Origin of the sequence: Rhodopseudomonas palustris, from assembly GCF_013415845.1 — a bacterium.
Taxonomy (GTDB): Bacteria; Pseudomonadota; Alphaproteobacteria; order Rhizobiales; family Xanthobacteraceae; genus Rhodopseudomonas; species Rhodopseudomonas palustris_F.
The window spans coordinates 4,389,335-4,413,816 of the sequence record NZ_CP058907.1 but is presented as its reverse complement, the minus strand read 5'-3'; the positions used below and the strand labels follow the sequence as shown (position 1 = coordinate 4,413,816).

The following is a 24,482-nucleotide window of genomic DNA, read 5'->3' as shown; positions in this document are numbered from 1 at the left end:
TGATTGCAGGGCGGGCGATGTTGGCACCTATTTCTTCGTTTTCGTATCGGAATTGGCTGATCGCTGCCCACGATGCCTTGGCTACCGCAGCGGCAGTCCTTCTCAGTTTTTATCTTCGGTTCGATGGCGAGAATCTGGTCGATCGTCTGCCGCTGTTGCTGAACGTTCTGCCCTACTTCGTCTTCTTCAGTTTCTTTGTTTGCTATGTTTTTCAGCTAACCACGACCAAGTGGCGTTTCATCTCGATTCCTGACCTGCTCAACATTTTGAGAGCAGCGACCACTTTGACAGTTGCACTTCTGGTGCTTGACTACATTTTTCTTGCGCCGAATATCTACGGTGCGTTCTTCCTCGGGAAAACCACGATCGTTTTGTATTGGTTTCTCGAGGTGTTCTTCCTCGCAGGTTCCCGCCTCGCTTATCGCTACTTCCGCTACACCCGCACGCGAAACAAGGCTCGCCGGACGGATGCAGCGCCGACGCTATTGGTTGGCCGGGCTGCTGATGCAGAGGTGTTTCTGCGAGGTATTGAAAGTGGAGCGGTCAACAGACTTTGGGCGGTCGGCATTTTGTCCCCCGCGTCATCTGATCGGGGGCAGTCAATCCGCAGCATTCCCGTGCTTGGTGGGCTCGACGATTTGGCGGATGTCGTGCAGGATTTTGCTGGTCGGAATAGGCCGATCCGCCATGTGGTGATGACGCCGTCAGCGTTTGAGAAAGACGCTGAGCCCGAGGCGATTTTGATGAAGGCTCGCAAGCTGGGACTCACAGTCAGTCGGTTGCCTTCGCTCGAAGAAAGCCGCGACGCACCGCGCTTGGCACCGGTTGCTGTCGAGGATCTTTTGCTGAGGCCCAGTGTTAATATCGACTACTCCAGACTGGAGGAATTGCTTCGCGGAAAAGCGATCGCGGTTACGGGTGGCGGGGGGTCGATAGGGCACGAAATGTGCGACCGAGTCGCCACTTTTGGTGCCGCCCGGTTGCTGGTAATCGAGCATTCGGAACCCGCGCTTTACGCTGCAACCGAAGCCTTAGCTGCCCGAGCGAGCAGCACAAAAATCGAGGGCCGGATCGCAGATATCCGCGATCGCGCACGTATATTTCAGCTGTTTAACGACTTCAAACCTGATCTTGTGTTCCACGCCGCCGCTCTGAAGCATGTGCCAATCCTTGAGCGCGACTGGGGCGAGGGCGTCAAGACCAATATTTTCGGCTCGGTCAACGTGGCCGATGCGGCGCGAGCGTCCGGCGCCGAGGCGATGGTGATGATTTCGACCGACAAGGCGATCGAGCCGGTGTCGATGCTCGGCCTCACCAAGCGGTTCGCCGAACTGTATTGCCAGGCGCTCGATCGTGAACTCACCACTTCTCTGGGTGACAAGCCGGCAATGCGGCTGATCTCGGTGCGGTTCGGCAACGTGCTGGCGTCGAACGGCTCGGTTGTGCCGAAGTTCAAGGCGCAGATCGAAGCCGGTGGACCGGTGACAGTGACGCATCCGGACATGGTGCGCTACTTCATGACCATCCGCGAGGCCTGCGATCTTGTCATCACTGCTGCGACCCACGCTCTTAGGTCAAAGCATGCCGAGGCGTCTGTGTTCGTGCTGAGCATGGGCCAGCCGGTGAAGATCGTCGAACTGGCAGAACGGATGATCCGGCTGTCGGGTCTGCAGCCCGGTTACGACATCGAGATCGTTTTCACCGGCGTCCGCCCGGGTGAACGGTTGCACGAAATTCTGTTCGCCGAACATGAACCCACCACGCAGATCGGCATTCCGGGCATTATGGCAGCGTGTCCAAACGAACTGCCTTTGCCAGCGCTGCGCGAAGGACTCGCCGCACTCGAAAGCGCGATCAAAGCAGGGCACCACGACGAGGTTCTCGCGATCTTGAAAGGGGCGGTGCCTGAATTTCGGGTCGAACCGAACGCTATAGCGTCGTAGTGAGGCGTGCAACTAAAGCGTCACGCCCTTACAGCGTGCGAACCTCATCAACAGAGCCCCGACCATTGCGCTGCCTACACCAATTAGTATGCCATCAGCGGCGCCGGAATTCAGTGCAATTGATATTCCCGCTAGCGCTGCCAATGCCAAGTTTGCCAGGCAGACAAGCCCAACAACCTCGCGGACGGAAAAGCCGTTGTCTGTGGCTCGTTGGTAGAAATGCGACCGGTGCGCTAGCCAGAACGGTTCGCGGCGTAGCACCCGTCGCAGCAGCGTAAGGGTGCTGTCGGCGAGGTAGTACAGCGGCAAGAGCAGTGCCGCCGCGACGTGTCCCTGCAAGGCGAGCTGCAGCAGGCACCAGCCGAGGAGAAGCCCGATCGGCAAGCTGCCGACGTCGCCAAGAAAGACTTTCGCAGCTCCCGGCCGATTGAAAGGCCCGAAACCAAGGAGCGCTCCGCCGAGCGCAGCCGCAAGTAGCATAGGGGACTGCGTCAGCGCACCGAGCAAGCCGAGAACCACCAGGGCGGCCGTCACCGGCACGCCTTCGGCGACCGTCATCCAGTCGAGCCCGTCCATGAAGTTGACAAGGTTAACGAACCACAAGCCGCCGATCAGCAGCGCCGCGCGTTCGAGCCACAGCGGTAGGGCGGGGATGATCTGCTGGTCGGAGGGTAATGTGAGCACGACCGCTCCGACGCACAGTGCCTGGAGCGCAAACCGTGGCAGCACGGGGATCGGCCGGATGTCGTCGACCGCGCCGACAATTCCGATCACGATTGCTGCAACGAACAGCGGGATTAATCCCAGGAACGCGGGAGTTGTCGGTCCGACAGAGAATGTGGTGACGACCAGCGTCGCTGCGACGACTGCAATTCCGGCGCCCTGCGGTGTTGGAATCTTGTGCGACGAGCGCGCGTTCGGGCGGGCCAGCGCGTAGCGGGCCAATAGGGGCATCAGCGCCCAGGTGAGTAAGGCGCATCCGAATGTTGCGGACATAAAGGCGAGCAGCGCGACCAGGCTTGTTCCCATTAGTCGCTCAGCCTGGCAGTGAAGGACATTTTGTCACCTGTGACGCTGCGCATCGCGCTACTCCGGAACCTCGATCGGCGCATCGCCCTTTGCGGCTTTTTCGGCGCTCATGATCCAGATCAGCCCGCCGATGCCGCCGACGACGAAATACACGGCACCGAACAGCAGCGACACTGCCACGCCGTCGCTGGGGTTGAGGCCGGCGTAACCGAACGCCAATCCCATGCTGGCTTCGCGCACGCCCCAGCCGGCGATCGAAATCGGGATCATGGTGATCAGCATGATCGGCGGGACGAGTTCGAACAGTTGCACGAAGCTGCTTGGCGATTCGATCGCTCGAGCCACGCACCAGGCGATCACCACCGCAAGGATCGGAATGATCAAAGAAGTGGCGATCAGGATCGCCGCGCTTTTCGGAGACGATAGAGCTTTCAGGGCGACTTCGGAGCAGCCACGCATATGGCGGGTGGCCCAGATCCGGTCGAGCAAGCCAAACCGCAGAAACGGCAAGGTCAGGAACACGACGCCGGCGCCGAGTGCGGCAAAATCCAGCAGCATCAATCCGAGACGGCCGTCCGCATTGTCGATCAATCGCAGCGTCCACGGCAGTGTCACAAAGATGATCGCCGACAAGGCGATCAATCCGGTCGCCCGATCGACGAACACCGAATAGGTGGCGGCGCGCCAACCGGCGCCGGCCCGCGCAAGTAGCCAGACCCGCACCGCGTCACCGCCAATTGCGGACGGCAACGTCTGATTGAAGAAGGAACCGATCATCGCGTAGCGCATCGATCGTCCGGTCGTCAGCGGTGCTTCGCAGCACGCACCGATCGCGCGCCAGCGCACGGCGTTGACGAACAGTTGGAAGATCGTGGCAGCGACCGCGGCCGCCAGCCAGCCCAAGCTGGTCGCGTCGATCCGTACGGCGAGGGCGGCAAAATCGGTCTTCCGGAGCGCTAGATACAAGAGCGCCGCTGAAACCAGGATCTTGGCTGCTGAAAGCAGAAACCGGCGCATGAGAGATCGCTGGGTCGGAAGTTAACAGATCGTCAAGAGCGAGCGGCGCCCGGCCATTGCGAAAGCCGCCGCCTTGGTAGGGACTTGCGTCCGATCTGGCAATAGCGCCTCGGTTCCCCTTGCCGCTGTGGCAGCCAGTTGGCTAAACAGGCGCGCATCGGATCGCGAGGGGCGGAAACGAGATGGCAGAGACAGCGGTCCTGGTCACGGGAGCGGCAGGCTTCATCGGGTATCACGTCGCCCGCGAGTTGCTGGAGGCTGGCAACGTGGTGGTCGGCCTGGACAGCCTCAACGACTATTACGACCCGGCGCTGAAGCAGGCCCGGCTCGATCTGCTGACGCCTTATCCCGGTTTCAGCTTTGTGCGTGCCGATCTGTCCGACAGGGCGGCGATCGCGGACTTGTTCGCAAAACACCGCTTTCCCGTGGTGATCCACCTCGCTGCCCAGGCCGGGGTGCGGCATTCGCTCAGCCATCCGCACGATTATGCCGACTCCAATCTGGAAGGCTTCCTCAACGTGTTGGAGGGCTGCCGGCACAATGGCTGCAGCCACCTGATCTACGCGTCCTCGTCGTCGGTCTACGGCGCCAATACCAAGCTGCCGTTCTCGGTGGATGATCCGACCGACCACCCGATCAGCCTGTATGCGGCGACCAAAAAAGCCAACGAGTTGATGGCGCATTGCTACAGCCATCTGTACCGGCTGCCGACCACCGGCCTGCGGTTCTTTACGATCTACGGACCATGGTACCGGCCGGATATGGCGCTCTACCTGTTCGCCAGGGCCATCACCGAAGGGCGTCCAATCAAGCTGTTCAACCACGGCAAAATGCGGCGTGACTTCACGTTCGTCGATGACGTCACCCGCGTCGTGACTAAGCTGATGACGCTGGTGCCGACCGCCGAGCCCGGCCAGAACGGCGGTGCGCCCGCTCGGGTCTACAATGTCGGCAACCACAGCCCGGAAGAGTTGATGCATGTGGTCGCGCTGCTTGAGCGCGAGCTTGGGCGTCCGGCGATCAAGGAGATGCTGCCGATGCAGCCAGGCGACGTGCCGGAGACGTTTGCGGACGTCGAAGCCCTGTTCCGGGACGTCGGCTTCCGGCCTTCGACCCCGATCGAGGACGGGGTCCGCGCTTTCGTAAGATGGTTTCGCGACTACCACAGGGTGTAGTTTCCTGCATCTAATTCGCAGCTCAGGCCTTCCGTGTAATCAATTGAATCAAAACGTGTTTGGGTAGGTTTCCCGAACATTCGCCACATCTGTGGCCGCGTGCTAGGAAGCCGCACCTTCCATTTCCAAGGCGCGATGCCATGACTTCCAGCACTGAAACGGCCAAAACCCCCTCGCTCCGGATCGGCGTAATCGGCGCTGGGGTGATGGGCACCAACCATGGGCGTGTGCTTGCTGGGCTGCCGGGCGTTTCGCTGGTCGGGATCGTCGATCCGCTACCGGAACACCGCGACCGCGCGGTCGAGCTGATCGGCTGTAAGACCTTCGCAACGCTTGACGAATTGCTGCTGGCGGGGGTCGACGCGGTGACCATCGCAGCCCCCACCCACCTGCATCACGAAGTGGCGCTGACCTGCATCGGTCGCGGTATTCACGTGTTGGTCGAGAAGCCGATTGCCTCGACGGTGGCCGAAGGCCGCGAGATCGTCGCCGCCGCCGAGAAGGCCGGCGTCACCCTGATGGTCGGCCATGTCGAACGCTTCAATCCGGCGGTCGCGGCGATCAAGCAGGCGATTCGCGACGAGGACATCCTGTCGATCGGCATCACTCGGGTCGGCCCGTTCCCGCCGCGGATGTCGAACGTCGGCGTGGTGATCGATCTGGCCGTCCACGACATCGACCTGATCCGCTGGTTCACCGACTCGGAGATCACCGAGGTGCAGCCGCAGCTTTCGAGCGCGATCGCCGAGCGCGAGGACATCGCGCTGCTGCAGTTCCGCACCGCTTCGGGCGTGCTCGCCCACATCAACACCAATTGGCTGACCCCGTTCAAGGCGCGCACCGTGACGGTCGCGACCCGCGGCAAATATGTGATGGGCGACCTGCTGACCCGTCAGGTCACGGAGTGCTTCGGCTTCAAGGCCGACGGCAGCTATTCGATGCGGCATCTTCCGGTCGGGCACGACGAGCCGCTGCGCGCCGAGCTGATTGCCTTCGTCAATGCGGTGAGCAGCAACGGTCCTCCCGCCGTCACTGGCGAGGAGGGCGTCGCTAGCCTCGAAATCGCGATTCAGTGTCTCGATCAGCCCGCCCGGCCCGCGGCGACCGCTGCCGCGCCGCGCCGCGCCGCCGGCTAGACCGAAAACGCCATAGATCCTCAGCGCTTTCCCGTCATCCGAACCCGGCAAGGACCCATGAATCAGCATCTCCGCAACGACCCGGTGCCCTTCATCGATGTCGGCGCTCAGCGCCGCAGGTTAGGGGCCGGCATCGACGAGGCGGTCGGCAAGGTGCTGAACCATTGCCAGTTCCTCAACGGTCCGGAAGTGATCGAGCTGGAGGCAAAGCTTGCCGCGTTTGCCGGCGCGCGCCATGTCGTGACCTGCTCCAGCGGCACCGATGCGCTGCTGATGGTGCTGATGGCCAAGGGCATCGGTCCCGGCGATGCGGTGCTGTGCCCCTCGTTCACCTTCTGCGCGACCGGTGAAGCGGTGGCGCTGACCGGCGCGACGCCGCTGTTCGTCGACGTCGACGAAGTCACCTTCAATATCGACATCGCCTCGCTGAAGCGCGGCATCGGTACCGCCAAGAAGCTCGGGCTGAAGCCGCGGGCGATCATTCCGGTCGACCTGTTCGGCCAAGCCGCCGATCACACCGCGGTCGGCGCGGTCGCAGCCGATGAAGGGCTGTTCGTGCTCGACGACGCGGCGCAGGGCTTTGGCGCCAGCCATCGCGGCCAGAAGCTCGGCAGCTTCGGCCTCGCCACCGCCACCAGCTTCTTCCCGGCCAAACCGCTCGGCTGCTTCGGCGATGGCGGCGCGATCTTCACCGACGATTCCGAATTCGCCGAGGCGCTGAAGAGCGTTCGCGTCCACGGCCAGGGCAGCGACAAATACGATAACGTCCGGCTCGGCCTCACCGGCCGTCTCGATACCATTCAGGCCGCGATCCTGCTGCAGAAGCTGACGATCTTCGAAGACGAGATCGCGGCGCGCAACGTCGTCGCCGAGCGCTATTCGAAGGCGCTCGCCGATGTTGTCACCGTTCCGCGGCTTGCCGAGGACTGCACCTCGGTGTGGGCGCAGTACACCATCCGGCTGCCGCATGGCGTCGATCGCGATGGTTTTGCCGCGGCGCTGAAGGCGCAAGGCATCCCGACCGCGATCTACTATCCGAAGTCGATGCATCAGCAGACCGCGTATCGCGGCTTCCCGGTTGCCGATGGCGGCCTGCCGGTGTGCGAGCGGCTGTCGCGTGACGTCATCGCCCTGCCGATGCACGCTTATCTCGACGCGCCGACGCAGGATCGCGTGATCCAGGCCGTGCGCGGCGCGCTGGGGCGGTAAGGCCTTTAGCCGTCGTCATTCCGGGGCGCTCGCGTGAGCGAGCGAACCCGGAATCTCTGCCTTTACCCACATCGGGATTCCGGGTTCGCGCCCTGACGGGCGCGCCCCGGAATGACTCCCGTGTGAGGGGACCGTAGCCAGCCATTCCTATTTTGCGGTGTCGCGACTTCCTGTAGAAGCGCCTCATGCTCAAGCGCATCTTCACCGTCGGCGGCTTCACCCTACTGTCGCGCCTGACCGGGTTTGCCCGCGACATCATGCTGGCGGCAATCCTCGGCGCCGGTCCGGTGGCGGATGCGTTCTTCGTCGCGCTGCGACTGCCGAATCATTTCCGCGCGATCTTCGCCGAGGGTGCGTTCAACGCTGCCTTCGTGCCGGCCTATGCGCATGTCCACGGCGAGAAGGGCGAGGCCTCGGCGAAGCTGTTCGCCGATCGTATCTTCACCCTGCTGTTTCTGTCGCAGCTGGTGCTGCTCGCCGTTGCGCTCGCCTTCATGCCGCAGATGATGAGCATCCTGGCGCCGGGTTTCACCGACGATCCGGAGCAGCGCGCGCTGGCGATCGAGCTGACGCGGATCACCTTTCCATATCTGCTGCTGATCACGCTGGTGACGCTGTACGGTGGCATCCTCAATGTGATGCAGCGCTTCGCCTCGGCGGCAGCCGCGTCGATCTTCCTCAACATCTCGATGATGGCAACGCTGACGCTCGCTGCGTTCTTTCCGAGCGCCGGCCACGCCGCCGCGTGGGGGGTGCTAATTTCGGGTGTACTGCAGTACTTCCTGCTCGCCGGCGACCTGTCGCTGCATGGCGGCCTGCCGAGGTTCGCCAGGCCGAAGCTCGACGAGGACGTCCGCGCATTCTTCCGCGCGCTGGGCCCGGCGACGCTTGGTTCGATGGGCACCCAGCTTGCGCTTTTCGCCGACACAATCATCGCGACCTTCCTGCCGGCCGGCGCGCTGTCGGCGCTGTACTATGCAGACCGGCTCAACCAGTTGCCGATCGGCGTGATCGGCATCGCGATCGGCACCGTGCTGCTGCCGGAGATGTCGCGGCAGCTCACCGCTGGTGATGATGTTGGCGCCAAGGCGTCGCAGCGCCGCGCGTTCGAATTCACGCTGCTGTTCTCGGTGCCGTTCGTCGCGGCCTTCCTCACCGTGCCGGACGAGATCATGCGGGCGATGTTCGCGCGCGGCGCTTTTACCCGCGCCGATGCGATCTCCGCCGGGACCACGCTGGCGGCCTATGCGATCGCGTTGATCCCGTTCGTGCTGATCCGCAGCGCGGTCGCGCCGTTCTATGCGCGCAAGGACACTGCGACGCCGGTGAAGGCGGCGCTGACCGGCGTCGCCACCAACGTCGTGCTGAAATTCGCGCTGATGGGCTCGCTGGCACAGGTCGGTCTGGCCCTCGCGACTGCTGCAGGAGCCTGGATCAATCTGTTGCTGGTGATCTTCTTCTCGGTGCGTGCCGGCTATCTGGAGTTCGATCGGGAGCTGGTGCGCGCGATCCTGAAGTTCGGCATCATCGGCGTTTTGCTCGGCGCCGCGTTGTGGCTGACCGCTTGGTTGGCGCCGCCGTATCTCGCATTGTTGCCTGCACTGCGCAGCGAAGCCGCGCTGGCGCTGTTGATCCTGGTCGGCGCCGTCATCTACGGCGCCGCAATCCTGATCCTGTTCGGGCCGCGCTGGATCAAGCGCCTGCTGCGCGGCTGATCAAGCCGCGGTGGTCGACCGCACCAGATTGGTGACGTCGGAATACACCTGCAGCACCGGGTTGATGAAGCGGTGCGCCTTGTTCTTCGACACGATGGTGTCGTGCATCACCAGATGGTCGATCCCCGTCGTGAGGAAGCATGCCATCGCGTCGCGCGGCGTCTCGACGATCGGCTCGCCCTTGATGTTGAACGAGGTGTTCACCAGCACCGGCACGCCGGTCAGCGCCTCGAATTCCTTGAGGATGTAATAGAGGTCGGGAGCGGTCTCCTCGTCCACCGTCTGTACGCGCGCCGAGCCGTCGACGTGGACCACGGCCGGAATCTTGTCGCGCCAGGCCGGCGCCACCGGTTTGGCCATCAGCATGAACGGCGAGTCGCCCTTGCCCTCGAAGATCTCGTCCGCGCGCTCCTTCAAGACGATCGGCGCGAACGGGCGGAACGGCTGGCGGTGCTTCACCCGGCTGTTGAGGATGTCCTTCATCTCGGCCCTGCGCGGATCGGCGAGCAGGCTGCGATGGCCGAGCGCGCGGGGGCCGAACTCGGAGCGGCCCTGGAACCAGCCGATCACCTTCTGATCGGCGAGCAGCCGCGCGGTTTCCTTATAAACCTCGCTCGAGCGGACAACGTTGATCTGCGGCTTGACGAAGAAGCGCTGGGTCGCTTCCTCGACCTCGGCATCTGCATAGGGCCTGCCGACGTAAGCGTGCTTCATCTCGAAGCCGCGCGGTTTCTGCTGGATCACCAGATGGCCGTAATAGGCGCAGCCGATCGCGATGCCGTCGTCGCCGGCCGCCGGCTGGATCCAGACATTCTCGAAACCGGCTTCGCGGGCGATCCGGCCATTGGCGACGCAGTTCAGCGCGACGCCGCCGGCGATGCACAGGTTCTTGGCGCCGGTGGTTTCGCGCAGCCAGCGCGCGCGTTCCAGCAGCACCCGCTCGGTATCGTCCTGCACCCGCCAAGCGAGATCTTCCCAGTGCCGCATCGACGGGCTGTCTTCCCACTTGCCGGGGCTGTCCATGATGTAGGGCTGGTTCAGCTCGGGCGTCCAACGCGGTACGGTGAGCTTGTTATTCTCGAACTGCAGCATCGGCGGGATCGCGTCGGGACGGCCGTAAGGCGCCAACCCCATCAGTTCGCCGCATTTATTCCAGTCGCCGAACACGTAGGTCGAGGCGCGGCTGTAATACGCACCGAGGCCCGGCATGTTGTAGAATTCGTCGCTGAGGAAGCCGCGTTCCGGCTCCATCCAGACCTTCTTCAGGCATTCCAGCTTGGTGCCGCTGAATTTGTAGTAGCTCTCGGATTCGCGGGCGAGTGGCGAGGCGTCGTCGCCGGGAAACGGTTCGTCGACATCGGCCCGGTAGCTGCCGACGCCGTCGACGATCATCACCACGCCTTCTTCGAACGGAGACGGCGCGAACGCGCTATAGGCGTGCGCGAGGTGATGCGAGATCGCCGCCACCTTGTTGGTGTGATTGCGAAACAGCGGGTGGCTGCGGGCCGTGCCGCGCTCGTGTTCCGGCAGGAAGCCGGGCATGTCCTGGAAGATCAGGCGGTCTTCCATCTCCGGCACCGGCAGGATGTAGCAGTTGCGCACAACCAGATCGACGTCTGCCATGGTGATGCCTTCCGCGCTCAGGCAGTAGTCGACGACTTCCTTGTAAAACCCGGAGGCGTGCTTCTCGCGGGTGATGCGCTCCTTGGCGATGCCGAAGGCGATCTCGCCGTCACGCAACAGGCAGGCGCTGACGTCGTGGTCGTAGGTGTTGAGGCCGAGGATGTAGGTGTGCTGACGGGACATGGGCTGCTTTGTTGTGCGCGCGAGCGGCGCGGGTGAGGCGAGGGTCGTCACCTGACAGTCGATCCGCATCGCAATGCGGTTCAGTTGAATGGCACTATAGCTGGACCAGCAAAGTTGGACATCGGTGAGACGCGCGCCCGGCAAACGGCATTCCCGAAGATGATCGTCGATCGATTCCGCACTGCACGCGCGATTCGAATGCATCCTGCCGCTGGCGAAGGAACAACCTTGTGGTTTCGACGTTTGGCACCTTCAGGTCGCGTTCAGCGCCGATCGCGGCTTGACCAAAACCGTAGCTTGATCATAAGCTTGACGGCCGAGGCCGATCTGGGGACGCATTGACCCCGCGCATTTGAACCGTCTCCCCGCACGACCCCACCAACAACGGGACATGACGGTAACCTGCTCAACGACCGGGAGAAGAATCCATATGGCTCAAACTGCTTCCAAGGCCCGCAAGGGATGGACGGCGCGCGTTCTCGCCGCCGTCACGCTCACCGCGATCTACGGCTTCAGCCTCGTCGGAACCTCGGCGCTGTTCCTGACCGCCAGCACCAACAAGGCTGAGGCCCAGCGCGGCCGTGGTCGCGGCCGTGGGCGCGGCTATTACGGTCGTGGCCGCGGTTGGGGCCCTGGCTATTACCGCGGCCGTGGCCGTGGTTACTATCGTGGCTACGGTGGGTGCGTGTTCAATCCGGTTTACGGCCGGGTGATCTGCTACTAATTCGCCGCGATTTGGCGGAGACGTCCGCCGACCTGCGCGACCTTCCAAACAGGTGTATCGGGCAACCGATGCACCTGTTTCTTTTTGCGCCGGGCGCGCAGGGGCGCGCGCCGCAGTCGCAATGTGCAGATTGTTGCCACTGGGTTCATATTTCGGTGTTCGGCCGCGATGCCTGCGCCGGCGCGTTTGCTCCCGTCATCGATCCGCTGCAAGATGATGCCAACTCGCATCGGAGGTGACGACCCATGGTTCCAACCAAGTTGGCTCCCGCCAAGTTCGGTGTCGGTCAGAGCGTGCTGCGCAAAGAGGACGATCCTCTGATTCGCGGCAAAGGCCGCTACACCGATGACGTCGCTCCGGCCTCGACCGCTTATGCGCTGATGCTGCGCTCGCCGCATGCCCATGCCACCTTCAAGCTGGACGCGACGGCGGCGCGCGCGCTGCCCGGCGTGCTGACGATTTTGACTGCGGACGACGTTGCCGATCTCGGCGGCCTGCCGTGCCTGTTCAATCTGCCGGACACCCCGTTCAAGGGGCCAGACTATCCAATCCTGGCGCGCGACGAGGTGCGCCATGTCGGCGATGCGATCGCGTTCGTGGTCGCCGACACGATTGCGCATGCGCGCGATGCACTCGAGGCGATTGCGGTGGAGTGGTCGCCGCTGCCGGCGGTGATCGGGGCTGCGCGTGCCGTCGAGCCGGGAGCGCCGCAGGTGTGGCCCGACCATGCCGGCAACGTGCTGTTCGACGCCGGCATCGGCAACAAGAAGGCAACCGAAGAGGCGTTCGCCAAAGCCCATGCGGTCGCGGAAATCCGCATCGTCAATCCGCGTATTGTCACGAACTACATGGAAACCCGCGCCGCGGTCTGTGAGTACGACGCCAAGCGCGATCACTTCACGCTGACGGTCGGCAGCCAGGGTAGCCATCGGCTGCGCGATATCCTGTGCCAGACCGTGCTGAAGATCCCGGTCGAAAAGATGCGGGTGGTCTGTCCGGATGTCGGTGGCGGGTTCGGCACCAAGCTGTTTCCCTATCGCGAATACGCGCTGCTCGCGGTGGCCGCCAAGAAGCTGCGCAAGACGGTGAAGTGGACCGCCGATCGCGGCGATCACTTCGTCGGCGACTCGCAAGGTCGCGACAACGTCACGACGGCACGGATGGCGCTGGCCGAAGACGGCAAGTTTCTCGGGATGGACGTCGATCTGATCGGCGACGTCGGCGCCTATCTGTCGACCTTCGGTCCGTACATTCCCTACGGCGGCGCCGGCATGCTGCCGGGGCTTTATGACATCCAGGCGTTCTACTGCCGCATCCGCACCGTGTTCACCCACACCGTACCGGTCGATGCCTATCGCGGCGCCGGGCGTCCCGAAGCGGCTTACGTGGTTGAACGTCTGGTCGATGCCTGCGCGCGGAAACTGGCGATGTCCCCGGATGCGATCCGGCGCAAGAACTTCATTCCGCCGCGCAAGCTCCCCTATAAGACCGCGACCGGCAAGGTGTACGACTCCGGCGACTTCACTGCGCATCTGAAGCGCGCGATGGAGATCGGCGACTGGAAGGACTTCGGCAAGCGCGCCAAGGCCGCCAAGAAGCACGGGCTGGTGCGCGGCATCGGGCTCGCCTCTTATGTCGAGGTCTGCGGCACCATGGGCGAGGAGACCGCCAAGGTGGTGCTCGATCCGGATGGCGACATCACTGTGCTGATTGGCACGCAGTCGAGCGGGCAAGGCCACCAGACCGCTTATGCGCAGATCGTCGCCGAGCAGTTCGGCGTGCCGCAGGAGCGGGTGCGGGTGGTGCAGGGCGACACCGACAGGATCGCCACCGGCCTCGGCACCGGCGGCTCGGCATCGATCCCGTCCGGCGGCGTCAGCGTGCAGCGCGCCACCCATCAGCTCGGCGAGCAGCTTCGCGACATCGCGGCCGACGCGCTGGAGACCAGCGCCGCCGACCTCGAAATCAGAGACGGCACCATCCGCATCGCTGGCACCGACCGCTCCATCACCTTCGCCGATGTCGCCAAGCGGCCCGGCGTTGATCCGGCCAAGCTCAACGCCAGCGCGGCGTTCTCCAGCGCCGACGGCACCTATCCGAACGGCACGCATTTGGTCGAGATTGAACTCGATCCGGCGACTGGCAAGATCAGGATCGTCAACTATGTCATCGTCGATGATTTCGGCGTCACGTTGAACCCGCTGCTGCTCGCCGGGCAGGTCCATGGCGGAACCATTCAGGGCATCGGCCAGGCGCTGATGGAGCAGGCGGTGTACAACGCCGAGGACGGCCAGCTCATCACCGGTTCGTTCATGGACTACGCGCTGCCACGCGCGGCCGATGGCGCGCCGATCACTTTCGAAACCCACAACGTGCCCTGCGCCACCAACCCGATGGGTGTCAAAGGCGCAGGCGAGGCGGGGGCGATCGGCTCCTGCCCGGCGGTGATGAATGCGATCATCGACGCGCTCTGGCGTGAATATCGGATCGATCATATCGACATGCCGGCCACGCCGGAGCGGGTGTGGATGGCGATCCGCGAGCATGAGCGCCGGCACCGTCTGTGACGCGGCCGGCTGTCGGAGTGGATCGATAAGAGTGGCGTCAAGCTACTGATGAAGGCTGCCGAACCGGCGGCGCGTGACGGAGTTGAAAACAACCAAGCGGGAGGACGTCTTGATGTTACGCACTGTGATCGTTGCCGGAGCCCTGGTGTTGACGGCGAGCGCCGTGATGGCGCAGCAGGATCTGGTCGATAAGACCCAGAAACTGATGAAGGACAACGGCCGGAACATGATGGTGCTCGGCGCCATCGCCAAGGGCGAGAAGCCCTACGATCAAGCCGCGGTCGATGCGGCGCTGAAGCAGTTCGACGAGACTGCCAAGGATCTGCCGAAGCTGTTTCCGGACAGCGTCAAAGGGTTGAAGCCGTTCGACAGCAAGTACAGCTCATCGCCGAAGATCTGGGCTGAGCGCGCCAAGTTCGACACCGAGATCGCCGATTTCGCCAAGGCGGTCGACGGCGCCAAGGGCAAGATCAAAGACGTCGACACGTTGAAGGCCGCGATGCAGCCGATCGGCAAGGCATGCGGAAACTGCCACGAGAACTTCCGCGATAAGGAAGGCTAACGCGGCGCGCGCCGTCGGCAGCGGAGACCGGCTGTGGCCAGAACAATCGGAGCCGTAACTCTGGTCGCGGCGATCGTTGCGGTCGCTGCGTTCTGGCTGCTCACCATGCCGGCCACGGTGTCGGCCGACCGGCTGCCGGCGCGCACCGCCAATCTGGAGAATGGCCGCACCGCGTTCTACGCGGGCGGCTGCGCCGAATGCCACGCCACGCCGAAGCAGGACGATCGCACCCGGCTCGGTGGCGGGCTGGGGCTGAAGTCGATGTTCGGCACGTTCTACGTGCCGAACATCTCGCCGGATCCGAACGACGGCATCGGAAAATGGACCGAGGCGGAGTTCGTCAGCGCGGTGATGCGAGGCACGGCGCCGGGCGGCGTGCATCTCTATCCAGCGTTTCCGTATCCATCCTACGCGCACGCGCGGCCAGACGACGTCCGCGATCTGTTCGCCTACATCAAAACGCTACCCCCGGTGGCCGGCCGGGCACCGCCGAACGAGGTGCCGTTCCCATTCAACATCCGCCGCGCGGTCGGGCTGTGGAAGCTATTGTTCTTCGACGACACGCCGTTCACGCCCGATCCGGCACAATCGGCGCAGTGGAATCGCGGCGCGTATCTGGTGAACAGTTTCGGCCATTGCGCCGAGTGCCACAGCCCGCGCAATGCGCTCGGCGGCATCGTTGCGGCGCAGCGCTTCGCCGGCGGGCCCGATCCGGAAGGCAGGGGCTGGGTGCCGAACATCAGCCAGAAGGGGCTCGGCGACTGGAGCGCCGGCGACATCGCCTATTTCCTCGAGACCGGCATGACGCCGGAGGGCGACAGCGCCGGCGGCTCGATGGCGCAGGTGATCCGCAACACCTCGCAGCTCGGCAAGGACGACCGCGAGGCGATCGCGGCCTACATCAAGTCGCTGCCGCCGGTGCAGGGGCCGGTCCGGCCCCCGCGCAATGCCAAGGCCGAGTGATCTGCGATCACTTCGGGCCAAACGCCTTGAAGGTAATGATGGTGTGGGTGTCCTTGATGCCGGGGATCACCTGGACCTTGTCGGCGACGAAATGGCCGATGTCGGTGGAGCGATCGACGTAGAATTTCACCAGCAGGTCGTAGTCGCCGGCGGTCGAATAGATCTCCGAGGCGATCTCGGATTCGGCGATCGCGTTGGCGACGGCGTAAGACTGGCCGAGCTGGCATTTGATCTGGACGAAAAACGGCACCATCGCGGGTCTCTCCGGCAGCTTGATTTGCGCCATCAAGCCTAAAACACCGTGTCGGCGCAAGCTCTTGCCGCTGCGCCGCGGGCGCGCTACCACGGCGATCGGTTGCCGGTCCGCCTCTTTTTCAATCGAGCACGTTGATGGCCATTCCGATCGCACTCACCGTCGCCGGTTCCGACTCCGGAGGCGGCGCCGGCATTCAGGCCGATCTCAAGTCGTTTTCCGCAAACGGCGTCTATGGCGCCTCGGTGATCACCGCGCTGACCGCGCAGAACACCCGCGGCGTCACCGCGATCCACGACGTGCCGGCCGCGTTCGTCACCGCGCAGATCGATGCGGTGTTCAGCGATCTCGACGTCGCCGCCACCAAGATTGGAATGGTGGCGCAGCGCGGGGTGATCGCCGCGATCGCCGAAGGGCTGGATCGCTGGCGCGCCGCCAACGTCGTGCTCGATCCGGTGATGGTCGCAACCTCGGGCGATCGGTTGATCGCCGACGACTGCGTCGACGCGCTACGCACAGTGCTGATCCCGCGCGCCCGGATCATCACGCCGAACCTGCCGGAAGCCGCCGCGCTGCTCGACGAGCCGGTCGCCGACGAGCCGGCCGAAATCGAACGCCAGGGCCGGCATCTGCTCGCGCTCGGCTGCGAAGCGGTCCTGATCAAAGGGGGGCACGGCACCGGACCGGCCAGCACCGATTACCTGTTCGTGGGAACCGAGGTGCAGGCGCTGTCCGCACCCCGCATCGTCACCAACAACACCCACGGTACCGGCTGCTCGCTGTCCTCCGCGATCGCAGCCAATCTGGCGAAAGGCCAGTCGTTGCAGGCCTCTGTGGCCGCCGCCAAGCAATGGGTCAGCGCCGCCATCGCAGCTGCGGATCGGCTTTCGGTCGGGCATGGCCACGGCCCGATCCATCATTTCCACGGCTTCGACTAAGGCCCAAACCGGCCGACCGTGCGCTGTCGTCCAGTCGTCGTACTCCGCTGATAATCCGAATTCGTAAGTAATTTACGATTCGAACGGAACCGATGACTCCCGATCTCGATAAGTCCCTGATTGAAACCGCCTACGCTCGCTGGGCTCCGATCTACGACGCGGTGTGCGGGCCGGTGATGGTGAAGGGGCGGCGCGCGGCGGCGGCTGAAGCGCGCGCGCACGGCGGCAAGATTCTCGAAGTCGGCGTTGGTACCGGATTGTCGTTCGACGACTACGACGCCTCGACCGAAATCACCGGTATCGATCTGTGCGAGCCGATGCTGGACAAGGCGCGCGCCAAGATGGCGACGGGTCGTTATCCGTGGGTCAAGGACGTGCGCCAGATGGATGCGCACGCGATGGAGTTCGCCGACGCGACGTTCGATTGCGTTGTCGCGCAATTCGTCATCACGCTGGTGGCCAATCCCGAGCAGGTGCTGTCGGAGTGCCACCGCGTGGTGAAGCCGGGCGGCCGCATCATCCTGGTCAATCATCTGTACTCCGAAGTCGGTGTTGCCGCCGCGGTCGAACGCTGGGCGGCGCAGAAGACCCGCGGGTTGGGGCTGCGCCCCGAATTTCCGTTCGCGCGGCTGCAGGCCTGGGCGCAGGCCACCTCCGACGCAATCCTGGTCGAGCGGCGCAAGTTGAAGCCGTTCGGCATCTACACGCTGGTGTGTTTCGAGCGGACTCCCACGCCGATGGCGGCCTGAGGGCAGGTTCGAAACGTCGCCGCCTGCGGGCGGCCTTGGATGGGACAAGACCGATGAGCGACGACGGTCCGGAACGACGCTTTCGCACCCTGTTCATTTCCGACGTCCATCTCGGTGCGCGAGGATCGCAGACCAATCTGCTGCTCGACTTCCTCCGCGTCCACGATGCCGACACCATCTATCTGGTCGGCGACATCATCGACGGCTGGGCGCTGAAATCGAGCTGGCACTGGCCGCAGTCGCACAACGACTTCGTGCAGAAGCTGCTGCGCAAGGGCCGCAAGGGCGCGCGCATCATCTACGTGCCAGGCAATCACGACGAGTTTCTGCGCAATTACTACGGCACGCATTTCGGCGGTATCGAGGTCGTCGAGAACGCGATCCACACCGGCGCCGACGGGCGCCGCTATCTGGTGATCCACGGCGACATCTTCGACCTCGTGGTGCAGAACGCCAAGTGGCTCGCCCATGTCGGCGATAAGGCCTACGACCTCGCGATCCGGCTCAACCGCGTCGTCAACGCGTTCCGCCGCTGGTTCGGTGTGCCGTATTGGTCGCTGTCGCAATGGGCCAAGCACAAGGTCAAGAACGCGGTGAATTACATCGGCGCGTTCGAAGAGACGCTGGCGCAGGAAGCCCGCCGTCACGGCACCGACGGCGTGATCTGCGGCCACATCCACACCGCTGCGATCCGCGACTTTCACGGCATCAACTACATGAATTGCGGCGACTGGGTCGAAAGCTGCACCGCGCTCGCCGAGCACGAGGACGGCCGGTTCGAGATCATCACCTGGACCGATCTGCTGAAGCGCAATCTACCGGTGCCGACGGTCGCGGCGCGGGCCGCCTGATGCGCATCCTGATCGCGACCGACGCATGGCACCCGCAGGTTAACGGCGTGGTGCGGACGCTGACGATGATGGCCGAAGCGGCGAAGTCGCTCGGCGTCGACGTGGTGTTTCTGACGCCCGAGACGTTCCCGACGGTGGCGCTGCCCAGCTATCCGGATCTGCGGGTCGCAATCCCCAATCCGATCCGGGTCGCGCATCTGATCAATGCCGCGCATGCCGACTGCATCCATATCGCGACCGAAGGCCCGATCGGGCTCGCGGCGCGGCGCTATTGCCGCAAGCGCGGGCTGCGCTTCACCACCAGCTTCCACACGCGCTTTCCTGAGTACGTGTCGGCCCGCGCGCCGATCCCGGAATCCTGGGTGTGGTCGCTGCTGCGCCGGTTTCACGGCGCCAGCCATGCGGTGATGGCAGCGACGCCGGCGCTCGCCGACGAGCTTCGCGGCCGCGGATTCCGCAACGTCGTGCTGTGGCCGCGCGGCGTCGACGGGCATTTGTTCCATCCGCGCGAGGATGCCGATCTCGAGCTGCCGCGGCCGGTGTTCCTGTCGGTCGGCCGGGTCGCGGTCGAGAAGAACCTCGAAGCGTTCCTGTCGCTCGACCTACCCGGCAGCAAGGTGGTGGTCGGTGACGGCCCGGCGCGCGCGGCGCTGGAGCGCGACTTCCCGAGTGCGGTGTTCCTCGGCGCCAAGCAGGGCGAGGCTCTGGCGAAGGTCTATTCCGCCGCCGACGTGTTCGTGTTTCCGAGCAAGACCGACACCTATGGCCTGGTGCTGCTCGAGGCGCTGGCGAGCGGCGTACCGGTCGCGGCCTTCCCGGTAACCGGGCCGCGCGATGTGATCGGTGATTCCCCGGTCGGCGTGCTGAGCGAGGATCTGCGCGCGGCGTGTCTCGGCGCCCTGGAGATTTCGCGCGAGGCGTGCCTTGAGTTCGCCGCCGATCACACTTGGGAAGCCTCGGCCCACGCCTTCATCGACAACGTTCGCCGCGTCTCGATGCTGGAGCCGGCGCGGCTTGACCCGCACGCCGCCAAGCCGCATCGCTTGGTCGCCTGACGCATACACGTATCATCGCACCTTGTCGGCGCGTGTTGCGGGGCGTTAGATGCCGGCCATGACCCATTCCGCTGTGCTGCCCGTTTCCGTCGCCGATATCGATGCGGCTGCCGAGGTGCTCGCCCCGGTCGCGGTGCGGACGCCGCTGCTGTCGTCGCCGGCGCTCGATGCCGCCGCCGGCGCGCGCGTCTTCCTCAAGCCGGAAGTTCTGCAGCGCACCGGCTCATTCAAGTTTCGCGGTGCCTTCAACAAGCTGGCCTCGATTCCGCCGGACGTTCGGGGCGGTGGCGTGGTGGCATTTAGCTCCGGCAATCACGCCCAGGGCGTCGCCGCGGCGGCGCAGCTGCTCGGCGTCCACGCCACCATCGTGATGCCGTCGGATGCGCCGGCCTCCAAGCGCGAGCGCACCGCCGGCTTTGGCGCCGAGGTGGTGCTGTACGATCGCGACCGCGAGGATCGCGAGGCGATCGCTCGCGACATTGCCGAGCGCAGCGGCGCGACGTTGGTGCGGCCGTTCGACGATCCGATGGTGATCGCCGGGCAGGGCACGGTCGGCCGCGAGATCGCCGAGGACCTTGCTGCGCTGGGGCTCGCGCCGGATCTGGTGGTGGCGCCGGCCTCGGGCGGCGGGCTGATCGCCGGCACAGCGCTTGCCGTCAAGGCGCGGTTTCCCCAGGCGCTGGCGATGTCGGCTGAGCCGGAGGGCTTCGACGACCACGCCCGCTCGCTGGTGGCGGGACGCCGCGAGTCCAATCCGGCCGGCGGACGCACGATCTGCGATGCGTTGATGATGTCGATCCCGGGCGAGGTCACCTTCGCGATCAATCGCGTGCTGCTCGCCGGCGGCGTTGCCGCGTCCGATGCCGAGGTCGGCACTGCGGTCGGCTTCGCATTCCGCGAGCTGAAGCTGGTGGTGGAGCCGGGTGGAGCGGTGGCGCTCGCGGCATTGCTCGCCGGCAAGCTCGACGTCCGCGGCAAGACCGTCGCGATCGTGCTGTCGGGCGGCAATGTCGATGCCGACCTGTTCAGCCGCCTGATCGCCTGATTTTGGCGCCTTCGCGCCGACGCTGCTGATTACGAGAAGAACGCGACCTTCTCGGCCTGGCTCATGCGCCGGATCGGCACCAGGGCGTCGCTGCGCATCGGCGGCGGGGCCGCGACCGCGCCATTGGCGATCGCCGCAGCGCCGAGCGACGCAGGGGCCGCCGCGACGGCTTCGCCGGGGACGGCCGCCATAGCCATTGCCGCCTGTGCAGCGGCCGCATGGATGGCGATCGGCTCGGCCATTGCCACCACGGGGGCGGCTTCACCGATTTCGCCGACCGGATCGAACGCCGGTTCAGGCTCCGGCTCAGCGTCGAACGCCTCGGCGGCGGACGCCGGCGTGTCGTCGATCGCCATGGGCTCCGGCGACACTGCAATCTCTTCGCTCAGCGCCTGCTGCAGGGCTGCGATGTCGGATTCGATTTCCGCGGCGGTGCTTGCCGCGGCCGCCGCGTAGGCGTCGTCCTCGGGCCGATACGGCGCTGAGACTTCGGGCGCCGACATCTCGCGGGCGACCAGATCGAGCACCGCGTCGTCTTCGAGACCCTCTGCGTCCAGCGCCACCACCTCGTCGAGCAGGTGGGCGGCGTCTGACTGCTCAGCCGCGCTGACTGCGGCAGGGGCTTCGGCGGGCGCCGCTGCGACAGCAGCGGGTGCCGGAGTCTGGTCTTCGGCTTCGACGAATTCGAATTCTTCCGACGGCGCGCCCTTGACCACCACGAGCGCCGGGGCGGTCTGCGCCTGCTGGGCGGGAGCCGGTTCTGCAACCTCGGGAGCGACGGCCTGCGAAGCAACCGCCTGCGGCGCAACGGGCTCAGGCGCGGCTGGCTGCGGTGCGACCGCTTCGGGCTCAGCGCAAGCCTGCGGCGGGGCAGGTTCGTCCACCACCGGTGCGGTGGCAGGCGCCGCTGCGGCTACTGTCTCCGGCGTGGCGGGGCTCGCCGCGGCTTCGGGAGCTGCGCCCGAGATCGCCGCGACGTGCTGGAGCATCCGATCGAACGCCGCGTCGATCGCATCGCGGTCGATTCCCGCGACCAGCCGGTGGCCGCTGTCGATCGCGGCGACCTGCTGGTCGAGCAGATCACAGATCCGGGAGTCGGCGCCGCATTCGCGCAAGGTCGAAGCGACCTCGCTGATCGCGCGGGCGCCGCGATGCGCAGCCACCAGAGTCGCGGTGTCGTCGAGCGTCGCGATCGCCTTGGCAACGCTGGCGCGTGCCTCGCCGATCACCGCCCGGATCGCCGCCAGCGACTCCACGGCGGCTTCGGCCTGGGCTTGCTTCTGCGCGGCGAGGGTCTGCTCGATCCGTGCCACCGCGTCGAGCACCATGCTGGTGTCGGCGTTGCGGTTACGCTTGGCGTATTCGGTGAGGAACCAGCGCCCCCGCGAGGTCTCCATGAAGGCTTCGCGGATCGCATCGTAGTCCGCATCACTCGGCATCACCGGGCGGGCGGAGATCGGCGAAAGGGCGAAGGCTTCGTCGGTCATCAAGGGACTCGTTGCACAATTCACTGCGCGTCACGATAACGATCACCACGATCCGCGTCGAATCGCAATTGAATTGATGTCTCCCGAATCACAAATCCCCATCCCATCACCGGATGCGAAGCGATTCGCGTCTCGGCTCGCGGTGTTCTACGCGACCAGCTTCACGGTCGCGGGCACGTACCTGCCGTTCTTCACGGTGTGGCTGAAAGCCGTTGGAATCGAGGCTTCTTGGATCGGCGTGATCATCGCCGCGCCGGCGGTGACGCGCTTCACGCTTTTGCCTTTCATCACCGCCGCAGCCGAGCGGCGCAACGCGATCCGCGCCGCGATGATCATCACCGCGGTGATCACGGCCCTCGGATTCACCCTCCTCGGGATTCTACGTGCTCCGCTGTTGATCTTCGTGGTGTTCGTGCTCACCGCCTGCTTCTGGACGCCGATCGTACCGCTGACCGACGGCTACGCGCTGAAGGCGGTGGCTCGCTATGGGCTCAACTACGGACCGCTGCGGCTATGGGGCTCGGCGGCGTTCATCGCCGGCGCGCTGGTAAGCGGCGTGCTGGCAGATCTGGTGGCGGCGGAGCAACTGATCTGGCTGATCGTCGCATTCGCCTGGGTCGGCGCGCTGGCCGGCTTTGGCTTGCGGCCGCTGGATGCGCCGGTGAAATCGGCGACGCCGCAGCGCGGCGCGTCGCTGCTGCGTAATCCGACGTTCCTGACGATCGTGGTTGCGGCGGCGCTGATCCAGGGTAGCCATGCCGCGTACTACACGTTCGCGTCGATCGTCTGGCAGGGCGCCGGTCTCAGTGGCACGACGATTTCGGTGCTGTGGGTGCTCGGCGTCGTCGCCGAGATCGTGGTGTTCGCGTTGTCGCCGCGGTTTACCTGGTCGCCGGTGTGGCTGATGCTGGGCGGCGCGCTGAGCGCGGTGCTGCGCTGGTCGATCACCGCGCAGGATCCGTCGCTGCCGGTGCTCACCACAGTGCAGTTACTTCACGGCTTCACCTTCGGCCTCACTCAGGTCGGCACCATGGGGCTGCTGGTGCGCCACGTGCCCGGCCATGTGATCGCCCGCGGGCAGGGTTACTACACTGCGGCCGCGGGCTTTGTGATGAGCGCTGCGTCGATCGCTTCCGGCGCAGTGTTCGCCCGTTACGGCCTCGCCGTTTACGACATGATGGCGGTCATGGGGCTGGCGGGTGCGATTGTGCTGGTGCTGATGCGTCGCCGGCTGCTTGCACCGGCGAGCGTCGATCAGCCCCACAGCGCCGGTTCGGGCGGATAGACCGTGCTGCCGTCGTAGCGCAGGCCGTCGTCACGATCGCGCGCCAGCAGCAGCGGGCCGTCGAGATCGACGAACCGGGCGAACGGCGTTAGCAGCATCGCCGGCGCCATCGCCAGCGAGGTGGCCACCATGCAGCCGACCATGATCTGCAGTCCGAGCGCTCGCGCGTCCTGCGCCATCGCCATCGCCTCGGTGAGCCCACCGGTCTTGTCGAGCTTGATGTTGACTGCATCGTAACGGCCGCGCAGCGCGGCGAGAGATGTGCGGTCGTGTACACTCTCGTCGGCGCACACGGCGATGGGCCGTGCGATTGCGCCCAGCGCTTCATCGCGACCTGCCGGCAGCGGCTGCTCGACCAGCGTCACCCCCGCATCCGCACAGGCGGCGAGGTTGCGGGCGAGATTGTCCGGCGTCCAGGCTTCGTTGGCATCGACGATCAGTTCGGCGTTCGGCGCGGCGCGCCGCACCGCCGCGATCCGTGCGTCGTCACCGTTGCCGCCGAGCTTGATCTTGAGCAGCGGCCGCGACGCCGCTTTGCACGTGGCCTCGGCCATTGCTTCCGGAGTGCCGAGCGAGATGGTGTAGGCGGTGGTGGTGGGGCTTGGCGCAGCGCTGCCGAACAGCTCCCAGGCACGCTTTCCGCTCATCTTGGCTTCGAGATCGACCAAGGCGCAGTCCAGTGCGTTGCGCGCGGCGCCGGGCTGCATTGCAGCCTGCAGCGCTGTGCGGTCGAGACCGCCCGCGAGCGGCGTGCGCATCGCCTCCAGTGCGGCGAGCGCTGCTTCCGGCGTCTCTCCGTAGCGCGCATAGGGGACGCATTCGCCGCGGCCGACATGGTCGCCGCAGCGCAGCTCGGCCACCACGACGATCGCTTCGGTCTTCGCTCCGCGGCTGATGGTGAAGGCGCCGGCGATCGGCCAGCGTTCGATGCGCCCGGTCAGTTCGGGCGCTATCAGGGAGTTCATTTGCAGGC

At 65.1% G+C, this 24,482-nt stretch carries 22 protein-coding genes; 16 read left to right on the top strand and 6 right to left on the bottom strand.

Features of this window, described 5'->3' with window-relative positions:
• The first annotated feature begins 17 nt into the window (after positions 1-17).
• Positions 18-1,943 carry a polysaccharide biosynthesis protein gene (locus HZF03_RS20120; RefSeq protein WP_119018098.1) on the top strand — a complete coding sequence of 642 codons (1,926 nt, stop codon included), beginning with the start codon at positions 18-20 and terminating at the stop codon, positions 1,941-1,943.
• A gap of 12 nt (positions 1,944-1,955) precedes the next feature.
• Here the strand turns inward: HZF03_RS20120 and HZF03_RS20115 are convergent, their stop codons facing one another.
• Both HZF03_RS20115 and HZF03_RS20110 read right to left on the bottom strand, forming a co-directional pair.
• Entirely contained in the window at positions 1,956-2,972 is a 1,017-nt protein-coding gene (locus HZF03_RS20115) for an MraY family glycosyltransferase (protein WP_119018097.1), read from the bottom strand.
• Between the two features lie 57 nt (positions 2,973-3,029).
• The gene (locus HZF03_RS20110; RefSeq protein ID WP_119018096.1) at positions 3,030-3,989 is read right to left on the bottom strand and encodes a lysylphosphatidylglycerol synthase transmembrane domain-containing protein; all 960 of its coding nucleotides are present in this window, start codon (positions 3,987-3,989) and stop codon (positions 3,030-3,032) included.
• A 182-nt stretch (positions 3,990-4,171) separates the two neighbouring features.
• On the opposite strand from HZF03_RS20110, the gene HZF03_RS20105 reads away from it, so the two are divergent.
• The 4 genes from HZF03_RS20105 (at position 4,172) to murJ (ending at position 9,224) form a co-directional block, all read left to right on the top strand.
• Complete coding sequence (locus tag HZF03_RS20105) at positions 4,172-5,164, top strand: NAD-dependent epimerase (RefSeq protein ID WP_119018095.1); 993 nt, start codon at positions 4,172-4,174, stop codon at positions 5,162-5,164.
• Between the two features lie 140 nt (positions 5,165-5,304).
• On the top strand, positions 5,305-6,300 hold the full coding sequence (locus tag HZF03_RS20100) for a Gfo/Idh/MocA family protein (protein ID WP_011159515.1): 996 nt from the start codon (positions 5,305-5,307) through the stop codon (positions 6,298-6,300).
• Positions 6,301-6,357: 57 nt separating this feature from the next.
• Positions 6,358-7,509, top strand: a complete 1,152-nt coding sequence (locus HZF03_RS20095) for a DegT/DnrJ/EryC1/StrS family aminotransferase (RefSeq protein ID WP_119018094.1) — start codon at positions 6,358-6,360, stop codon at positions 7,507-7,509.
• A 185-nt stretch (positions 7,510-7,694) separates the two neighbouring features.
• Positions 7,695-9,224, top strand: a complete 1,530-nt coding sequence (murJ, locus tag HZF03_RS20090) for a murein biosynthesis integral membrane protein MurJ (RefSeq protein WP_119018093.1) — start codon at positions 7,695-7,697, stop codon at positions 9,222-9,224.
• On the opposite strand, the gene HZF03_RS20085 is transcribed toward murJ, so the two are convergent.
• Positions 9,225-11,030 carry a carbamoyltransferase family protein gene (locus HZF03_RS20085; protein WP_041810619.1) on the bottom strand — a complete coding sequence of 602 codons (1,806 nt, stop codon included), beginning with the start codon at positions 11,028-11,030 and terminating at the stop codon, positions 9,225-9,227. It abuts the gene before it with no gap.
• Positions 11,031-11,460: 430 nt separating this feature from the next.
• Here HZF03_RS20085 and HZF03_RS20080 point away from each other — a divergent pair, with 430 nt between their 5' ends.
• The 5 genes from HZF03_RS20080 to HZF03_RS20060 all read left to right on the top strand — a co-directional run bounded on the left by HZF03_RS20080 (position 11,461) and on the right by HZF03_RS20060 (position 15,846).
• Positions 11,461-11,754: a hypothetical protein gene (locus HZF03_RS20080; protein ID WP_012497310.1), complete on the top strand. Its 294-nt coding sequence runs from the start codon at positions 11,461-11,463 to the stop codon at positions 11,752-11,754.
• Positions 11,755-11,822: 68 nt separating this feature from the next.
• The gene (locus HZF03_RS20075; RefSeq protein WP_158255403.1) at positions 11,823-11,993 is read left to right on the top strand and encodes a hypothetical protein; all 171 of its coding nucleotides are present in this window, start codon (positions 11,823-11,825) and stop codon (positions 11,991-11,993) included.
• Positions 11,994-11,999: 6 nt separating this feature from the next.
• On the top strand, positions 12,000-14,321 hold the full coding sequence (locus tag HZF03_RS20070; protein WP_119018092.1) for a xanthine dehydrogenase family protein molybdopterin-binding subunit: 2,322 nt from the start codon (positions 12,000-12,002) through the stop codon (positions 14,319-14,321).
• A 112-nt stretch (positions 14,322-14,433) separates the two neighbouring features.
• Positions 14,434-14,883: a c-type cytochrome gene (locus HZF03_RS20065; protein WP_011159509.1), complete on the top strand. Its 450-nt coding sequence runs from the start codon at positions 14,434-14,436 to the stop codon at positions 14,881-14,883.
• Positions 14,884-14,916: 33 nt separating this feature from the next.
• The gene (locus HZF03_RS20060) at positions 14,917-15,846 is read left to right on the top strand and encodes a c-type cytochrome (protein WP_179906201.1); all 930 of its coding nucleotides are present in this window, start codon (positions 14,917-14,919) and stop codon (positions 15,844-15,846) included.
• Between the two features lie 7 nt (positions 15,847-15,853).
• On the opposite strand, the gene HZF03_RS20055 is transcribed toward HZF03_RS20060, so the two are convergent.
• Entirely contained in the window at positions 15,854-16,099 is a 246-nt protein-coding gene (locus tag HZF03_RS20055) for an Lrp/AsnC ligand binding domain-containing protein (RefSeq protein WP_012497307.1), read from the bottom strand.
• Between the two features lie 137 nt (positions 16,100-16,236).
• On the opposite strand from HZF03_RS20055, the gene thiD reads away from it, so the two are divergent.
• From thiD to HZF03_RS20030, 5 genes are all read left to right on the top strand, one after another.
• Complete coding sequence (thiD, locus tag HZF03_RS20050; protein ID WP_119019918.1) at positions 16,237-17,037, top strand: bifunctional hydroxymethylpyrimidine kinase/phosphomethylpyrimidine kinase; 801 nt, start codon at positions 16,237-16,239, stop codon at positions 17,035-17,037.
• A gap of 92 nt (positions 17,038-17,129) precedes the next feature.
• Positions 17,130-17,786, top strand: coding sequence for a class I SAM-dependent methyltransferase (locus HZF03_RS20045; protein ID WP_011159506.1), 657 nt, complete (start codon positions 17,130-17,132; stop codon positions 17,784-17,786).
• Positions 17,787-17,839: 53 nt separating this feature from the next.
• On the top strand, positions 17,840-18,637 hold the full coding sequence (locus tag HZF03_RS20040) for a UDP-2,3-diacylglucosamine diphosphatase (RefSeq protein WP_011159505.1): 798 nt from the start codon (positions 17,840-17,842) through the stop codon (positions 18,635-18,637).
• The gene (locus HZF03_RS20035; RefSeq protein WP_119019919.1) at positions 18,637-19,692 is read left to right on the top strand and encodes a glycosyltransferase family 4 protein; all 1,056 of its coding nucleotides are present in this window, start codon (positions 18,637-18,639) and stop codon (positions 19,690-19,692) included. Before HZF03_RS20040 ends, HZF03_RS20035 begins: the two co-directional genes overlap by 1 nt.
• A 49-nt stretch (positions 19,693-19,741) precedes the next feature.
• Complete coding sequence (locus tag HZF03_RS20030; RefSeq protein ID WP_119019920.1) at positions 19,742-20,737, top strand: threonine/serine dehydratase family protein; 996 nt, start codon at positions 19,742-19,744, stop codon at positions 20,735-20,737.
• A gap of 29 nt (positions 20,738-20,766) precedes the next feature.
• Here the strand turns inward: HZF03_RS20030 and HZF03_RS20025 are convergent, their stop codons facing one another.
• Positions 20,767-22,224 carry a hypothetical protein gene (locus tag HZF03_RS20025; RefSeq protein ID WP_119019921.1) on the bottom strand — a complete coding sequence of 486 codons (1,458 nt, stop codon included), beginning with the start codon at positions 22,222-22,224 and terminating at the stop codon, positions 20,767-20,769.
• 76 nt (positions 22,225-22,300) lie between these two features.
• On the opposite strand from HZF03_RS20025, the gene HZF03_RS20020 reads away from it, so the two are divergent.
• Entirely contained in the window at positions 22,301-23,509 is a 1,209-nt protein-coding gene (locus HZF03_RS20020) for an MFS transporter (RefSeq protein WP_011159501.1), read from the top strand.
• Here the strand turns inward: HZF03_RS20020 and dgcA are convergent.
• Positions 23,479-24,474 carry an N-acetyl-D-Glu racemase DgcA gene (gene dgcA, locus HZF03_RS20015; protein WP_119019922.1) on the bottom strand — a complete coding sequence of 332 codons (996 nt, stop codon included), beginning with the start codon at positions 24,472-24,474 and terminating at the stop codon, positions 23,479-23,481. The genes HZF03_RS20020 and dgcA overlap by 31 nt on opposite strands.
• Positions 24,475-24,482: the final 8 nt, after the last annotated feature.

Bases quoted from the DNA above. Each gene is read 5' to 3' on its own strand.
- thiD (WP_119019918.1), top strand. From the start codon at position 16,237: ATGGCCATTCCGATCGCACTCACCGTCGCCGGTTCCGACTCCGGAGGC.
- HZF03_RS20065 (WP_011159509.1), top strand. From the start codon at position 14,434: ATGTTACGCACTGTGATCGTTGCCGGAGCCCTGGTGTTGACGGCGAGC.
- HZF03_RS20055 (WP_012497307.1), bottom strand. From the start codon at position 16,099: ATGGTGCCGTTTTTCGTCCAGATCAAATGCCAGCTCGGCCAGTCTTAC.
- HZF03_RS20120 (WP_119018098.1), top strand. From the start codon at position 18: ATGTTGGCACCTATTTCTTCGTTTTCGTATCGGAATTGGCTGATCGCT.
- HZF03_RS20085 (WP_041810619.1), bottom strand. From the start codon at position 11,030: ATGTCCCGTCAGCACACCTACATCCTCGGCCTCAACACCTACGACCAC.
- HZF03_RS20095 (WP_119018094.1), top strand. From the start codon at position 6,358: ATGAATCAGCATCTCCGCAACGACCCGGTGCCCTTCATCGATGTCGGC.
- HZF03_RS20080 (WP_012497310.1), top strand. From the start codon at position 11,461: ATGGCTCAAACTGCTTCCAAGGCCCGCAAGGGATGGACGGCGCGCGTT.
- HZF03_RS20020 (WP_011159501.1), top strand. From the start codon at position 22,301: ATGTCTCCCGAATCACAAATCCCCATCCCATCACCGGATGCGAAGCGA.
- HZF03_RS20030 (WP_119019920.1), top strand. From the start codon at position 19,742: ATGCCGGCCATGACCCATTCCGCTGTGCTGCCCGTTTCCGTCGCCGAT.
- murJ (WP_119018093.1), top strand. From the start codon at position 7,695: ATGCTCAAGCGCATCTTCACCGTCGGCGGCTTCACCCTACTGTCGCGC.
- HZF03_RS20025 (WP_119019921.1), bottom strand. From the start codon at position 22,224: ATGACCGACGAAGCCTTCGCCCTTTCGCCGATCTCCGCCCGCCCGGTG.
- HZF03_RS20070 (WP_119018092.1), top strand. From the start codon at position 12,000: ATGGTTCCAACCAAGTTGGCTCCCGCCAAGTTCGGTGTCGGTCAGAGC.
- HZF03_RS20110 (WP_119018096.1), bottom strand. From the start codon at position 3,989: ATGCGCCGGTTTCTGCTTTCAGCAGCCAAGATCCTGGTTTCAGCGGCG.
- HZF03_RS20105 (WP_119018095.1), top strand. From the start codon at position 4,172: ATGGCAGAGACAGCGGTCCTGGTCACGGGAGCGGCAGGCTTCATCGGG.
- dgcA (WP_119019922.1), bottom strand. From the start codon at position 24,474: ATGAACTCCCTGATAGCGCCCGAACTGACCGGGCGCATCGAACGCTGG.
- HZF03_RS20045 (WP_011159506.1), top strand. From the start codon at position 17,130: ATGACTCCCGATCTCGATAAGTCCCTGATTGAAACCGCCTACGCTCGC.
- HZF03_RS20115 (WP_119018097.1), bottom strand. From the start codon at position 2,972: ATGGGAACAAGCCTGGTCGCGCTGCTCGCCTTTATGTCCGCAACATTC.
- HZF03_RS20100 (WP_011159515.1), top strand. From the start codon at position 5,305: ATGACTTCCAGCACTGAAACGGCCAAAACCCCCTCGCTCCGGATCGGC.
- HZF03_RS20075 (WP_158255403.1), top strand. From the start codon at position 11,823: ATGCACCTGTTTCTTTTTGCGCCGGGCGCGCAGGGGCGCGCGCCGCAG.
- HZF03_RS20040 (WP_011159505.1), top strand. From the start codon at position 17,840: ATGAGCGACGACGGTCCGGAACGACGCTTTCGCACCCTGTTCATTTCC.
- HZF03_RS20035 (WP_119019919.1), top strand. From the start codon at position 18,637: ATGCGCATCCTGATCGCGACCGACGCATGGCACCCGCAGGTTAACGGC.